Source organism: Propionicimonas sp. (assembly GCF_034927565.1).
GTDB lineage: Bacteria > Actinomycetota > Actinomycetes > Propionibacteriales > Propionibacteriaceae > Propionicimonas.
This window is the reverse complement of sequence record NZ_JAYFPT010000013.1, coordinates 1-14,447: the sequence shown is the minus strand read 5'-3', so window position 1 is coordinate 14,447 and position 14,447 is coordinate 1. Positions and strand designations below refer to the sequence as shown.

Sequence of the window (14,447 nt, the reverse complement as noted above, 5' to 3'; positions counted from 1 at the left end):
GGAATCCGTCCGTCCCTTCCCCGCCGAACTCCGCACAAACGGGGATGTGAGGGGAGGGGAGCCGGACGGGTGGGGGCGATTCGCTCCGGCGAAGGTCGCTGTGGCAAACTTGGTAGTCGCGGTTTGCTCCTGCCACAGGGGGAAGGCGGCCGCACCCCTGACAAGCATTCGACGAAGTGACCTGTGGCACTGGTGAGGTAGACCATGAACAAGTTGGTAGCCGAGGTCGGCCAGGCCGCCCTGAGGACCGATATCCCCGATTTCCGTCCCGGCGACAACGTGAAGGTTCACGTCCGCGTCATCGAGGGCAACCGCTCCCGGATCCAGGTCTTCGCCGGCGCCGTGATCGCGCGTAACGGCGCGGGTATCACCGAGGCGTTCACGGTTCGCAAGGTCTCCTTCGGGACCGGTGTGGAGCGCACCTTCCCGCTGCACTCCCCGATCATCGAGAAGATCGAGGTCGAGCGACACGGTGACGTGCGTCGCGCGAAGCTGTACTACCTGCGCGGCCTGCGCGGCAAGGCTGCCAAGATCAAGGAGAAGCGCGACCGCTGAGCAGTCGGTGCCAGACCGGTCTTCAACGACTGCCCGGACGGGAGGAGTGCTGTGAGCCGCTCGGCTGACGCAGCCTCGCCGAAAACCAGAAGCGGCTGGGCCGTGCTGGGGTCTTGGCTGCGCGAGATCCTGATCGTCGTGGTCGGGGCGCTGGTGGCTTCCACCCTGCTGCGGGTCTTCGTGGCCCAGATGTTCGTGATCCCGTCCGGTTCGATGGAGAACACCCTGATGGTCGGCGACCGCGTCGCCGTCCAGAAACTGGTGCCGTTCCAGCGTGGCGATGTCGTGGTGTTCCGCGACACCCAGGGCTGGCTGCCACCGGGCAAGGACGAGGAAGACCCGCTGCGGCAGCTGCTGATCTTCGTCGGGCTGGCCCCCGATGAGAGCACCAGCCACCTGATCAAGCGGGTGATCGGGGTGGCGGGCGACCACGTCACCTGCTGCGACGCCCAGGGTCGGGTGAGCGTCAACGGCGCCGCACTGCGCGAGGACACCTACCTCTACACCGATCCCTCGACCGGGAAACAGGTGGATCCGAGCTCGGTGAGCTTCGACGTCGTGGTACCGGCCGGCACCATCTTCGTGATGGGCGACCACCGCGACAACTCCCAGGACTCCCGCTGCCACCTGAGTGACGACCCGGGGAGTGGAGCGCCCGGTTCGCCGGCCTTCGTCCCGGTGGAGAACGTGGTCGGCGCGGCGATCGCGGTGGTCTTCCCGTTCGACCGGATGGCGGGGTTCAGCCGTCCGACTACCTTCGACGGGGTACCGGCCGCCAGCGGGCCGCCGCCCGACACTCCGGTGCTCACCGGACCGCCGGTGGAGTGCTGACCGGACACAATGGGACGCATGACCGGGCGCACTCTCTACAGCTACGAGCGCTCGTTGCGACGGGGTGGCTTCCCGCTGGTCGCCGGCACCGATGAGGCCGGCCGTGGCGCCTGCGCCGGGCCGCTGGTGGCGGCCGCGGTGATCCTGCGGCCGTCGACCCGGATCGAAGGGCTGGACGACTCCAAGGCACTGACCGCCCGGCAACGCGACCAGGTCTACGACCGGATCGTGGCCCGCTCCCTGGCCTGGACGGTGGTGGCCGTGGAGCCGGAGGAGTGTGACCATCTGGGGATGCATCGGGCGAACCTGGCGGCTCTGCGCCGGGCGGTGGTGCGGCTGGAGGTGGCGCCCGATTTCGTGATCAGCGACGGGTTCGCGGTCGACGGACTGGCCGTCCCGACGCTGGCGATGTGGAAGGGCGACCAGGTGGCTGCCTGCGTGGCTGCCGCCTCAGTGGTGGCCAAGGTGACCAGGGACCGCACCATGGCCGACCTCCACCAGCGCTATCCCGACTACGGCTTCGATATCCACAAGGGCTACTGCACCGCCCTGCACCAGGCTCGGTTGCTGGCTCACGGCCCCAGCGCGATCCACCGGCAGTGCTTCGAGAACGTCCGCAGAACGAATAAGGTGGAGGTGCTATGAGTGCCGAGGATCTAGAACAGTACGAGTCCGAACTGGAACTCCAGCTTTATCGGGAGTACAAGGACGTGGTCGGCATCTTCACCTACGCGGTGGAGACCGAACGGCGCTTCTACCTCTGCAACGCGGTCGACCTGAAGGTGCGCACCGAGGGCGGCGATGTCTACTACGAGGTCTCGATGGGGGACGCCTGGGTGTGGGACATGTACCGGCCTGCCCGATTCGTGAAGAGCGCCAAGGTCCTCACCTTCCGCGACGTCTCGATCGAGGAGATCGCGCACTCCGACCTCAAAGTGCCGGAGAACCTGTAGCCGCTGCCGCCGCAGTTATCCACAGGTTCGAATTGAGGTGAACCGCCGGCCGCCGGGTTGCCAATACTGGCAACCGGAGGTGGATCGTGGAGAAGCGGGAACTGGGCCGGGCCGGCGAGGATGCGGCCGCCGACTACCTGCGCCGGCTGGGCTGGCACATTCTGGATCGCAACTGGCGCTGCCCGGTGGGCGAGCTCGACATCGTCGCCTGTGAGCCCGGTACCCCGCAGGTGGTGGTCTTCTGCGAGGTGAAGTGCCGCAGTGGGCTCGGCTTCGGGCCGCCGCTGGAGGCGATCACCTACGCCAAACAGCGCAAGCTGCAGGAACTCGCCCTGCACTGGCTACGCGCCCAGCCGCGCCCGGTCCCGCGGTTCCGGATCGACGGCATCGGCGTGCTGCTGCCGGTCGGCGGGACGCCGCGGATCAGCCATGTCAGGGGGATCGGCCGATGAGGATGGCGCGCGCGTGGTCAGTGGCGCTGGTCGGCGTGGAGGGAACCATGGTCGAGGTCGAGGCGGTGATCAGCAGCGGGCTGCCGAGGACCATCCTGGTTGGCCTGCCGGACGCCGCCCTGAACGAGGCCAGGGAGCGCTGCGGTGCCGCCATGGCCGCCGCCGGCCTGGGCTGGCCGGCAGACCGGGTGACGATCAACCTGTCCCCGGCCGCGCTGCCAAAAGCCGGCTCCCACTACGACCTGGCTATCGTGGCAGCGGTGGCCGCCGCCGGCGGAGTCTGCGAGCGGCGGGGCCTGGAAGAGCTGGCGCTGTTCGGCGAGGTCGGGCTGGACGGACGGGTACGCGCCGTCCGCGGGCTGCTGCCGGCAGTGCTGGCGGCGTCCCGGCGGTTCGCCAGGGTAGTGGTGCCGGTCAGCCAGTTGCGGGAGGCCGAACTGGTCGAAGGCATCAGCGCCCTGGGGGTGGAGAGCCTGGCCGATCTGCTCGACATTCTGCGCGGCGGGCCGGGCTGTCCGCACCCGCCGGCACCGGCCCCGGCCGCGGAACAGCCGGCAGCCAGGGATCTTCGCGACGTCGCGGGCCAGCCCGAGGCGAAGTGGGCGCTGGAGGTGGCCGCCGCGGGCCGGCACCACCTCTTCCTGCACGGACCACCCGGCGTCGGCAAGACACTGCTCGCCGAACGGCTACCCGGCATCCTGCCGGATCTGGAGGTGGCGGAGTCGCTGGAGGTCTCCGCCATCCACTCCCTGGCGGGCACTCCGCTGGTCGATGGATTGATCCGGCGGCCGCCCTATGCCGACCCTCACCACACCGCGTCGATGGCCAGCCTGGTCGGCGGCGGAGCACGGATGGCGGTCCCGGGTGCGGTCTCGCGAGCCCACCGCGGGGTGCTCTTCCTGGACGAGGTCGCCGAGTTCAACCCCCGGGCGCTGGACGCGCTGCGGGTGCCGCTGGAGTCGGGCCGGATTGTCCTGGGGCGGGCGTTGGCGACCACCAGCTATCCGGCGAGCTTCCAGCTGGTGATGGCGGCAAACCCCTGTCCCTGCGGCCTGCACGGCACCGCCGGCGCGCAGTGCCGGTGCACGCCGTCCGAGATCCGTCGCTACGGGCAGAAGGTGTCTGGGCCGATTCTCGACCGGGTCGACATCCACCAGCACCTGGCCCCGATGCGCAAGGCCTTTCTGGCCGCGGCGCTGCGCACCGCCGAGTCCAGCCAGGTCGTGGCTGACCGGGTCCGCGCGGCGCGGGAGCGGCAGCGCGCCAGGCTGACCGGGTTCGGCTGGCGGACGAACGGGGAGGTGCCAGGCCCGGTGCTGCGGCGGGCGCTGCCGCTACCCGAGGGTGCCGAGCTGCTGGACGAGGCAGTCGGGCAGGGACGGCTCTCCGCGCGCGGTGTGGACAAGGTGCTGCGACTGGCGTGGACGCTGGCGGACCTGGACGGGGTGGGCCGGCCCACCCGGCGGCACCTCACCCTGGCCCTGGCCCTGCGCCGTGGCGAACAACGTGGCCCAGGAGGTGGCCGTGGACGAGCGTGAAGCCCGGCTCGGACTGAGCTGCGTGGTTGAGCCGGGGACGGCGAAGGTCGCCGCCGCCATCGCCGAGTACGGCGCCGGAGAGGTCTGGCAGGGGCTGCTGAGGCTGGGTGGCAGGAACACCCTGGGCATGCGGGCGCGGGAGTTCCGCCCCGAGCCGGTGCTCGCCCGGGCGGCCGCGCTGGAGGCGCGATTCGTCATTCCGGGCGATCCGGAGTGGCCGCCGCAGCTGGCGGAGCTGGATGGCTGTGAGCCGGTGAACGGGCTCAGCGGAGTGCCGTGCGGGTTGTGGCTTCAGGGTGCGGGTGACCTGGCCGAGTTGGCCGGCCGGTCGGTGGCGGTGGTGGGTTCGCGGGCCTGCACCTCCTACGGCGAGACGGTCGCCACTGAGCTGGCCGCCGACCTGGGTGACGCCGGCTTCAGTGTGGTCTCCGGGGGCGCCTTCGGGATCGATGCGGCCGCTCACCGGGGATCGCTGGTCAGCCGGACGCCGGGGGTCGCGATCCTGGCAGCCGGGCTCGACCAGGCCTATCCGGCAGCCCACCGGCCGCTGTTCGACCGGATCGCGGAACGGGGTGTGCTGGTCAGCGAACTTCCGCCGGGAGAACACCCGACTCGGGTGCGGTTTCTGGGCCGCAACCGGTTGATCGCCGCCCTCACCCAGGCGACAGTGCTGGTCGAGGCCGCTGTCCGTTCGGGTGGCCGCAACACCGTCACCTGGGCCACCAGCCTCCGCCGGGTGGTGGCAGCGGTGCCCGGCCCGGTGACCAGCGCGCTGTCGTTCACCCCGCACCGGCTGATCCGCGAGGCCGAAGCGGTGCTGGTGACCACAGCAGGGGAGATCCTCGAACTGGTGAGCCCGCTCGGGCGGCCGGCGGCCAGACCGCCGTCCGAACACCGGCCGACCGACGATCTCGGCCCCGACGAACTGCGGGTCTACGAGGCGGTGCCTGCCCGGGGAAGCCTGACAGCCGGGGAGTTGTCGCTGCGTTCCGGGGTGGTGCTCGCCTCCTGCCTGCTCATCCTCGACGAACTCGAGGGGCGTGGCATGGTGCTGCAGAACGATCGCCTCGAATGGCGCCTGCCGCCACGCCAGCGGCTGGCGGAGCCACTGCCATTCGATACCTGATTGTGACCATGCCACGGCGACCGATCCGCAACGAGCCCCGGCTCACGGACGTGGAAAGGACATGATCGACTCCCCGAAAACTGCCCGCCGGCTCCGTCGCCTGCTCGTCCTCGCCGGCGCGAGTGCACTGATAGTGCTCAGCGGTTGCTCCGGCTCGTCTCCCGCCGCCGGAACCGCCGCCTACGACGAGGCTCCCGCCAAGGGCGGTGCGGCTCCCGAGTACGGGGCGCCCGAGGAAGTGCCAGCCCCCAGCGAGGGCGGCCCGGCGGTTCTCGACGACCGCAAGATCATCCGGGTGGCCACGATCGACCTGGTGGTCACCGACATGGCCAAGGCCGCGGCCGACCTGCGAGCGGTGGCAGCCGGGGTCGGTGGGACGGTGACCGCCGAGAGCCTGTCGCTGCCCGAGGCGGCCGACCTGGGCACCAGCGACTCGATGGTGGTGGTGAGTGTGCCAGCCACCCAGCTCGAACGCACCCTCACCCTGATCGGCGGCATCGGCGAGGTCCGGAACCGCACGATCGAGTCGACCGATGTCACCGACACCGTGGTGGATACCGAGTCCCGGGTCGCCACCATGCGCGAGTCGATCGCCCGGCTGCAAGAACTGATGTCGAAGGCGGGGTCGATCAGCGAGATCGCCAAGGTCGAGTCAGAGCTGACCTCCAGGCAGGCCGAACTCGAGGCACTCCTGGCCAAGCTGACCACACTCAACCGGCAGGTGGACCTGTCACCGATCACCGTTACCTTGCACACCCCGGACACTGTCGAGCCGGTGCCGCTGGCCGGCTTCCTGCCGGGCCTGCAGGCAGGCTGGGAAAGCCTGATGACGGTGGCCGGGGTCGTCCTGACCGCACTCGGCGTCATCCTGCCCTACCTCGCGGTCGCGGCAGTGATCGCCGTCCCGTTGCTGCTGTGGCGACGCAGCCGGCAGACCCGGTCGGGGGCCGCCGCAACCCCCGGCACGCAGAACACCCCGGACGGCGGCAAGGACACCCCGGGCGCCGCCTGACCACGGCCGGCGGAGAGACCGGCGGCACCGCCGCTGGGTTCAGGACGTCGCCAGCCCTGCCAGCACCAGGGCCTCGGCCAGGATCGCCGAGGAAAGGGTGTTGATGTGCTGGGACTCGTTGGGGGTGTGTGGCCGGGAGAGCGGATCCTCGACGGCGGTGATCAGGAGCTGGGCCTGGGGGAACGTCCGGGCGAGGTCGGCCACGAACGGGATCGAGCCGCCTTGGCCGATCTCCACTGGCGCCCTGCCGAACGCCTCGGTCAGAGCGTGCTTCGCCAGGTCGGCAGCCCAGCCGCTGGTGTCGGCCAGGAATGCGTCGCCGTAGTCGATGTCGCTGAAGCTGAGTTCGGCACCGAAGGGGGCATGTGCTCGCAGGTGCGCAGCAAGGGCCTGGTAGGCCTCCCGGGCGCTCTGCCCGGGGGCCACCCGGGCAGAGATCACGACCGATGCCTCGGGAGAGATCGTGTTCGACGCGTTGGCAACGCTCGGGGCGTCGATCCCGGTGATCGTGATCGACGGCTGGTGCCACAGCCGACTCAGGATGGTGCCGTGGCCGACCGGGCTCACCCCGGGCAGCAGCCCGGCCTCGCGTCGCAGGTCGTCCTCGGTGTAGTCCGGGGTGTCCGCCTCCCGGGAGGTCAGGCCCGCCACGGCTACCGCGCCGTCGGCGTCCCACAGCGTGCTGAGCAGCGTGACGGTGGCCATCATGGCGTCCGGCACCGCGCCGCCGAACATGCCGGAATGGGAGGCGTGGGCCAGGGTGCGGAGCTTCAGGGTGAACCGGACATTGCCGCGCAGCGAGACAGTGAGCCCGGGAGTCTGCGCGTCCCAGTTGCCGGAGTCGGCGACCACGATCACATCGGCGGTCAGGGCCTCGCGGTTGTCGGCCAGGAACTGGGCGAAGGAGCGGGAACCGGTCTCCTCCTCACCCTCGATGAACACCGCCACCCCGGCCCCGAAGTCGTCGCCGAGCGTGCGACTCGCCGCCCGCAACGCAGCCAGGTGGGTGACCACCCCGGCCTTGTCGTCGGAAGACCCGCGGCCGTACAGCCGGCCGTCTCGTTCGGTCAGTGCGAACGGCGGCGTGTCCCACTGCGCCGGGTCGCCCACCGGCTGGACATCGTGGTGGGCGTACAGCAGGACGGTGGGACAGCCGGGCTTGGCCGCCCGGGTGGCCAGCACCGCCGGCATGCCGGTCTCGCCGGTGGCCGGAATCACCGCCGTGCGGATCGACACCTGGTCGAACAACCCGGTCGCCTCGAACCGCTCGGCCACCGCCCGGGCACTGGTCTCGACCGCCTCCCGCGGGAAGGCGTCGAAGGCGATCGAGGGAATGGCCACCAGTGCGGCCAGGTCGGACAGGGCCTCGGGAAAACCGTCAGCCACGGCGGCGCGCACCGCCTCGGTGCGGGAGAGATCGGTCATGGCCGCATCCTAGGACCAGGCGCGGGTCGGGCGACGACCGCGCTGGCAACCGGACGCAGCACCGGTGGACGCCGACGTACCGGACCGCCACCCGCTGTGTACCATCCGGGAATGCCGCTTGTTTACCCCGGGCGTCCGGGAGCCACCGGACACGCGATCGTGGTCGGGGCCGGCATCGTCGGTGCGGCCAGTGCGCGTGCCCTGGCCCGCCGCGGCTGGGCGGTGACCGTCCTGGATCGCGGCGCAGCGGCTGGAGCCACCTCCTCTCACGGTGAGGGCAATCTGCTGGTCTCCGACAAGCTGCCCGGCGCTGAACTCGATCTCGCGCTGGCAGCGAGCAGGCTCTGGCCGCAGCTGGTCGCCGAGTTGGCCGAGGAGTTGGGGCCGACCTTTCCCGCCCTGGAGTTCGATCCCAAGGGCGGTCTGGTGGTCGCCACCACCCCGGAGGGTGCCCATGGCGTGCTCGAGCTGGCCGCGAGCCAGCGCGCCGCCGGCGTCACCGCCGAGGAACTCACCACCGAGGCGGCACGTGCCCTGGAGCCACAGCTGTGCCCAGATCCGGCCGCGACCGTGTTCTACCCGCAGGATGTCCAACTCCAGCCTGCCGCGGCGGTCGAGGCGCTGCTGGCCTCGGCCCGGCGGGCCGGTGCGACGGTGACCACGGGGGTCACGGTCGAGGCCGGGCTGGTCGGTGGCGGGCGACTGACCGGGGTGCGGACCTCGGCGGGTGAGCTGTCCGGCGACCTGGTGGTGAACTGCGCCGGGCCGTGGGCGGGGGAGGTGGCTGCCCGGCTGGGCGTCAGGTTGCCCGTCCAGCCCCGGTGCGGCACGGTCCTGGTGACCACCCGGATGCCGCACCGGATCTTCCACAAGGTCTACGACGGCGACTATGTCGGCGCTACCCAGTCCGGCGAGGCCGGCCTGCAGACCTCGGCGGTGGTGGAGTCCACCGCCGCCGGGACGGTGCTGATCGGCTCCTCGCGGCAGCGGGTCGGCTTCGACGACCGGCTGCAGGTACGGGTGCTGGCCGAACTCGCCCGCAAGGCGATCGCGCTGTTCCCCTTCCTGGCCGGGATGAACCTGCTGCGCAGCTACACGGGTTTCCGTCCCTACCTGCCCGACCATCTGCCGGTGATCGGTCCCGACCACCGGCTTCCCGGGCTCTACCACGTGACCGGTCATGAGGGTGCGGGGATCGGGCTGTCGGCGATCAGCGCCGAACTGCTGGCCGCGCTGGTCTGCGACCAGCCGCCAGTGCTCGACCCGGAGCCGTTCGCGGTGCACCGGCCCAGCCTGGAGCCACACCTGGCGCAGGAGGACCGATGAGCGCGCGTGCGGTCGACCCGGCCACTGACCCGATCCGTCCCGTCCCGGCCGAGCAGGTGCGCATCGACTTCGAGGGAATCGAACTGGTCGGGGTGCGCGGTCAGAGCATTGCCGGGGTGCTGCTGGCCAACGGCATCGAGAGCTGGCGAACTACCGCCGGCGGCCTCCACCATGGCCTGTTCTGTGGGATCGGGGTGTGTTTCGAGTGCGTCCTGGTGGTGAACGGACGCCGGGACGTCCGCGTCTGCCAGCACCGGGCGGCCGACGGTGACCGGGTGGAGCGGCAGGACGACCCGGCCGGGCCGCGAGGAGGTGGCTGATGGCCGATGTCCTGGTGATCGGCGCCGGCCCCAGCGGGCTTGCCGCCGCAGCGGCCGCCGTCCGGCGGGGCGCGCAGGTAACCGTCCTCGATGCCGCCGGCGAGGTCGGCGGACAGTTCTGGAGACACCTGCCGGCCTCTCGTCCCTCGGGTCGCGAACGGGTACTGCACCACGACTGGGCCGGGTTCGGGCAGTTGGTGGCGGCGCTGCCGCCGGATGTTCGGCTGAACGCCCAGGTGTGGGCGATCGAACGCGAGCCGGGACACCTGGCCGTGCAGGTCGCCCCGGCCGGGGGCGGGACGACCGTCACACTGCGACCCGACCGGCTCGTGCTCGCCACCGGCGCTCACGAGCGGGTGCTGCCGGTCCCGGGCTGGACGCTGCCGGGGGTGTACACCGCCGGGGCGGCGCAGGCCTTCGCCAAGGCCGAGCGGATCGCCCTGGGCCGACAGGTGGTGGTCTCCGGCGCCGGACCGTTCCTGCTCCCGGTCGCCCGGTCGCTCACCCAGGCGGGTGCCGCGGTGGCCGGAATCTACGAGGCCTCCGGCCCGGCCCGGCTGGTCAGGGGCTGGGGGAGCCGGCCCTGGCAGGTCCTCGGGTCGGCGCACAAGCTCGCTGAACTCGGTGGCTATGCCACGCACCTGCTGGCCGACCGGATCGGCTACCATCCTGGCCACCAGGTGGTCGAGATTCACGGCGGGGCGCGGGTCGAAGCGGTCACGGTAGCCCGGCTGGACGCCGACTGGCGCCCTGTGGCCGGCACCCGGCAGCAGCTCGCCTGCGACGCGGTCTGCCTGGCACACGGCTTCACCCCGCGGCTCGAGCTCCCGATCGCCGCCGGTTGCAAGCTCACCCCGGACCGCTTCGTGGCGGTGGACGACGGCCAGCGCACCAGTGTCGCCGGAGTGCTCGCGGCCGGCGAGCTGACCGCGATCGGCGGAGCCGACCTCGCCCTGGCCAGCGGCGAGATCGCCGGCTGGGTGGCGGCCGGCGGTGCCCCGGAGGACGCCGAGCTCCGCCGGGCGCAGCGGCGCCGGACGGCTGCCCTGCAGATGGCGGCCCGGATCGAGGCCGCGCACGGCATCCGTCCCGGCTGGCTCGACTGGCCCGCTCCCGACACCGTGCTGTGCCGCTGCGAACAGGTCAGCTTCGGCGCCGTGGACGCGGCGCTTGAGGCGACCTGCGCGGACGGCCTGCGGTCGGTCAAGCTCACTACCAGGGTCGGGATGGGGTTGTGCCAGGGCCGGGTCTGCGGACGCAATGCCGAGCAGTATCTGCTTGCCCGCCGGGGACGTGACAGCTTCGCCGACCAGGCCGGCACTGACCGCAGACCGATCACCGTCCCGATCAACCTCGGTGACCTTGCCAGACTTGCCCCTGCAGCAGACGACCGGAAGGCTGACTCATGACCATGAACCTCGGCGGCGTGGTAGTCGCCACCGCGTTGCCCTACGCTCCCGATCCCGGTGCTCCGGCCGGGCTGGCCGTCGACTACGACCGGTACGCCGAGCACGTCGATTTCCTGATCGGCAACGGCTGCCGTGGGGTCGGGCCCAACGGCTCGCTGGGGGAGTACTCCTCACTGACCGACCAGGAGCGCCGCCGGGTGGTGCAGGTGGCGGTCGAGGCCACCGCGGGCCGCGGGATCGTGATCGCCGGGGTCCACGGGGTCGGCTGGCACCAGGCGCGGAGGTGGGCCGAACTGGCAGGTGAGGACGGCGCGGACGGCGTCCTGCTACTGCCGCCCACCCTCTACCGGGCCAACCCCGATGAGGTGCTGGAGCACTACGCCCGGGTCGCCGAGGTGGGCCTGCCGGTGATGGCCTACAACAACCCCTTCGACACCAAGGTCGACCTGGTGCCCGAACTGGTGGCCCGACTGGCCGAGATCCCCGGTGTGGTGGCGATCAAGGAGTTCTCCGGCGACGCCCGGCGTGCGATGGAGATCGCCGACCGCAGCGGGATCGACGTGATCGCCGGCGCCGACGACCTGCTGCTGGAGTTGATGCTGGACGGCGCGGTGGGCTGGTTCGCCGGCTTCCCGAACGCCTTCCCGGTCGAATCGGTGACGCTCTACAACCTGTGCCGCGGCGGGGAATGGGCCAGGGCCGCCGAGCTCTACCGCGCGCTGGTGCCGGTCTTCCGGTGGGACTCCCGCACCGAGTTCGTCCAGGCGATCAAGCTCTCGATGGACCTGGTCGGCCGCTACGGCGGCCCCTGCCGTCCGCCACGGGGGCCGCTGAGCGCCGAGCAGACCGCGCAGATCACCGCCGAGACCGCGCGGGCGGTCACCGCCCTGGCGGCCCTGCGCTGAGCCGGCCATGCGCTCCTCCCGCGTCTTCAGTGCCGTCGACTCGCACACCGAGGGAATGCCCACCCGGGTGATCACCGGCGGGGTGGGGGTGGTGCCCGGCGCCACCATGAATGACAAGCGGCTGTACTTCATCGAGCACCTGGACGACTTGCGCAAGCTGCTGATGAACGAGCCGCGCGGGCATGCCGCCATGTCGGGCGCCATCCTGCAGCCCCCCACCCGTCCGGACTGCGCGTGGGGGGTGCTCTACATTGAGGTGTCCGGCTGTCTGCCGATGTGCGGGCACGGCACCATCGGGGTGGCCACCGTCCTGGTCGAGACCGGGATGGTGACCGTCACCGAGCCCGAGACGGTGATCAACCTCGACACCCCTGCCGGGCTGGTCGTTGCCCGGGTGCGGGTCGAGGAGGGACGAGCCGCCGCGGTCACCCTGGCCAACGTCCCCAGCTACACCGAGCGGCTCGACGAGGTGATCGAGGTGCCCGGCCACGGGCCGGTCCGGTACTCCCTGGCCTTCGGCGGCAACTTTTACGCGATGGTCGACCTGGACGAGGTCGGGCTGCCCTTTGACCGCTCCCGGCAGCACGAGATCAGCGACGCTGGGCTGGCGATCATGGCCGCGATCAATGCCCACAACCCGCCGAAGCACCCCACCATCGCCGGGGTCGACCACTGCCACCACGTCGAGTTCATCGCTCCGGGCTCCAACGCCCGGCACTCCCGGCACGCCATGGCCATCCACCCCGGCTGGTTCGACCGTTCGCCCTGCGGTACCGGAACCTCGGCAAGGATGGCCGAGTTGTGGAGTCGCGGCGAACTCCCGCTGGACACTGACTTCGTCAACGAGAGCTTCATCGGCTCACAGTTCACCGGACGCCTGGTGGGGGAGACCACGCTGCCCGACGGCCGCCCGGCGGTGCTCCCGCAGATCACCGGACGGGCCTGGATCACCGGCACCGCCCAGTACCTGCTCGACCCCACCGACCCGTTCCCGACCGGATTCCAGTTCTAGCCGTACCGCTGCCTAGAGTGGCCCCCATGTCCGCCGCCCCGCTGTCGTTCGCTGCCACCCGGCGGGCCTGCCATGTGAGCTACATCGTGCAGGCGATCGTCAACAACATCGCCCCGCTGCTGTTCATCGTCTTCCACACCCGGTTCTCGATTCCGGTGGAGCAACTCGGTGGCCTGGCAGCGCTCAACTTCGGCGTCCAGCTGCTCACCGACCTGGCGGCGATGAAGCTGGTCGACCGGGTCGGCTACCGGCGGCCGATGCTGCTGGCACACGTCATGGCCGTGCTCGGCCTGGCGCTGCTGGCGGTGCTGCCGACCCTGCTGCCGTCCGCCTTTGCCGGGTTGGCGGTCGCCGTGGTGGTGTACGCGATCGGCGGCGGTCTGCTGGAGGTGCTGGTCAGCCCGATCGTCGAGCACCTGCCGTCCCCACAGGAGGGCAAGGCGACCGCGATGGCGCTGCTGCACTCGTTCTACTGCTGGGGACAGCTTGCCGTCGTGGTGGTGACCACCGTGTTGCTGGGGGTGTTCGGCCAGGGGTTGTGGTCGCTGGCCCCGCTGCTGTGGGCGGTGGTGCCGCTGGCGAACCTGTTCGTGTTGCTGCGCGTCCCGCTGCCCGACACCGTGCCGGACGAGCACCGCACCCCGGTCCGCACCCTGCTGGGCCGACCGGTCTTCCTGTTCGCCCTGGTCGCGATGATGACCGGCGGGGCGGCGGAGCTGACGATGTCGCAGTGGTCGTCCTTCTTCGCCGAACAGGGCGCGGGAGTGAGCAAGGCAATGGGCGACCTGCTCGGCCCCGGCCTGTTCGCGCTGCTGATGGGGATCGGACGGTTCTCCTACGGTGTCTGGGGACAACGGCTGGCGCTGGAGAAGCTGCTGGTCGGCTCCAGCCTGGGCGCGGCGCTGTGCTACGTGATCGCTGCGTGGGCGGCGGTGCCGGTGGTGAGCCTGCTCGCCTGCGCGGGCTGCGGGCTGTTCGTCAGCCTGCTGTGGCCCGGTACCTTCTCGCTCACCTCCGCCCGGTTTCCGCTGGGCGGGGGCGCGATGTTCGCTCTGCTGGCCCTGGCTGGCGACAGCGGTGGGACGTTCGGGCCCTGGCTGGCGGGCATCCTTGCATCCCTGACCTCCGGCCCGCTGGCCTGGCTGAGCGACCGGCTGCCCCCGGACGGCGACAGCGGGCTGCGCGCCGCTCTGCTGCTCAGCGCCGCCGTCCCCCTGGTGTTCGGCCTGGCCGTGCTGCAGATGCGCCGCGACCCCGTCGGCGCGGCAGTCACACAGTGAGCCGCCAGAGGAACGCAGACATCGTGAGTGGCGTGGCTCTGGCCGGGTTCCGTCGCCCGGTGAGACAGCCGCTGCGGCTCATCACCAGCCGTAGACACACCGGTCCCGGCACCAGGGACATCCGCCCATACCGAAGATGCTGTGTCAAAGCCGGTTCAGGACGGCGAGACGAGGGAGTATTCCCCTCGAACGGCCTCGGGGAACCGGATTGTGCGAGGTTCGGGTTGTCGGGTGCGAAGTGGCGCTGGTCGAGCGTGGCGATCTCGGTCACGTTGAGGCGTTCGGCTATTGCGATGACGGAGG

At 71.1% G+C, this 14,447-nt stretch carries 15 protein-coding genes; 14 read left to right on the top strand and 1 reads right to left on the bottom strand.

Annotated features, from left to right (window positions below; translation table 11 throughout):
* Window positions 1-204: 204 nt before the first annotated feature.
* The 8 genes from rplS to VB080_RS04015 all read left to right on the top strand — a co-directional run bounded on the left by rplS (window position 205) and on the right by VB080_RS04015 (window position 6,467).
* Window positions 205-555 carry a 50S ribosomal protein L19 gene (gene rplS / locus VB080_RS04050; protein WP_323417147.1) on the top strand — a complete coding sequence of 117 codons (351 nt, stop codon included), beginning with the start codon at window positions 205-207 and terminating at the stop codon, window positions 553-555.
* Window positions 556-606: 51 nt separating this feature from the next.
* Window positions 607-1,386 (top strand): signal peptidase I, encoded by a 780-nt coding sequence (lepB, locus tag VB080_RS04045; protein WP_323417146.1) that lies wholly within the window; start codon window positions 607-609, stop codon window positions 1,384-1,386.
* An 18-nt stretch (window positions 1,387-1,404) separates the two neighbouring features.
* Complete coding sequence (locus VB080_RS04040) at window positions 1,405-2,031, top strand: ribonuclease HII (protein WP_323417145.1); 627 nt, start codon at window positions 1,405-1,407, stop codon at window positions 2,029-2,031.
* On the top strand, window positions 2,028-2,339 hold the full coding sequence (locus VB080_RS04035; protein WP_323417144.1) for a DUF2469 domain-containing protein: 312 nt from the start codon (window positions 2,028-2,030) through the stop codon (window positions 2,337-2,339). Before VB080_RS04040 ends, VB080_RS04035 begins: the two co-directional genes overlap by 4 nt.
* Before the next feature lie 86 nt (window positions 2,340-2,425).
* Window positions 2,426-2,791 (top strand): YraN family protein, encoded by a 366-nt coding sequence (locus VB080_RS04030; protein ID WP_323417143.1) that lies wholly within the window; start codon window positions 2,426-2,428, stop codon window positions 2,789-2,791.
* Window positions 2,788-4,329 (top strand): YifB family Mg chelatase-like AAA ATPase, encoded by a 1,542-nt coding sequence (locus VB080_RS04025; protein WP_323417142.1) that lies wholly within the window; start codon window positions 2,788-2,790, stop codon window positions 4,327-4,329. The genes VB080_RS04030 and VB080_RS04025 overlap by 4 nt, the downstream gene beginning before the upstream one ends.
* The gene (locus VB080_RS04020; protein WP_323417141.1) at window positions 4,316-5,455 is read left to right on the top strand and encodes a DNA-protecting protein DprA; all 1,140 of its coding nucleotides are present in this window, start codon (window positions 4,316-4,318) and stop codon (window positions 5,453-5,455) included. The genes VB080_RS04025 and VB080_RS04020 overlap by 14 nt, the downstream gene beginning before the upstream one ends.
* Before the next feature lie 61 nt (window positions 5,456-5,516).
* Window positions 5,517-6,467, top strand: a complete 951-nt coding sequence (locus tag VB080_RS04015) for a DUF4349 domain-containing protein (protein ID WP_323417140.1) — start codon at window positions 5,517-5,519, stop codon at window positions 6,465-6,467.
* A 39-nt stretch (window positions 6,468-6,506) separates the two neighbouring features.
* Here VB080_RS04015 and VB080_RS04010 read toward each other — a convergent pair whose 3' ends face one another.
* Window positions 6,507-7,892: a dipeptidase gene (locus VB080_RS04010; RefSeq protein ID WP_323417139.1), complete on the bottom strand. Its 1,386-nt coding sequence runs from the start codon at window positions 7,890-7,892 to the stop codon at window positions 6,507-6,509.
* A 111-nt stretch (window positions 7,893-8,003) separates the two neighbouring features.
* On the opposite strand from VB080_RS04010, the gene VB080_RS04005 reads away from it, so the two are divergent.
* From VB080_RS04005 to VB080_RS03980, 6 genes are read left to right on the top strand one after another with little or no spacing between them, the layout of a single operon-like run.
* Window positions 8,004-9,218 (top strand): NAD(P)/FAD-dependent oxidoreductase, encoded by a 1,215-nt coding sequence (locus tag VB080_RS04005; RefSeq protein WP_323417138.1) that lies wholly within the window; start codon window positions 8,004-8,006, stop codon window positions 9,216-9,218.
* Complete coding sequence (locus VB080_RS04000; protein ID WP_323417137.1) at window positions 9,215-9,538, top strand: (2Fe-2S)-binding protein; 324 nt, start codon at window positions 9,215-9,217, stop codon at window positions 9,536-9,538. The genes VB080_RS04005 and VB080_RS04000 overlap by 4 nt, the downstream gene beginning before the upstream one ends.
* The gene (locus VB080_RS03995) at window positions 9,538-10,947 is read left to right on the top strand and encodes an NAD(P)/FAD-dependent oxidoreductase (protein WP_323417136.1); all 1,410 of its coding nucleotides are present in this window, start codon (window positions 9,538-9,540) and stop codon (window positions 10,945-10,947) included. The genes VB080_RS04000 and VB080_RS03995 overlap by 1 nt, the downstream gene beginning before the upstream one ends.
* Window positions 10,944-11,852 (top strand): dihydrodipicolinate synthase family protein, encoded by a 909-nt coding sequence (locus VB080_RS03990; RefSeq protein ID WP_323417135.1) that lies wholly within the window; start codon window positions 10,944-10,946, stop codon window positions 11,850-11,852. The genes VB080_RS03995 and VB080_RS03990 overlap by 4 nt, the downstream gene beginning before the upstream one ends.
* A 7-nt stretch (window positions 11,853-11,859) precedes the next feature.
* Entirely contained in the window at window positions 11,860-12,864 is a 1,005-nt protein-coding gene (locus VB080_RS03985; RefSeq protein WP_323417134.1) for a proline racemase family protein, read from the top strand.
* A gap of 26 nt (window positions 12,865-12,890) precedes the next feature.
* On the top strand, window positions 12,891-14,144 hold the full coding sequence (locus tag VB080_RS03980; RefSeq protein ID WP_323417133.1) for an MFS transporter: 1,254 nt from the start codon (window positions 12,891-12,893) through the stop codon (window positions 14,142-14,144).
* Window positions 14,145-14,447 lie beyond the last annotated feature (303 nt).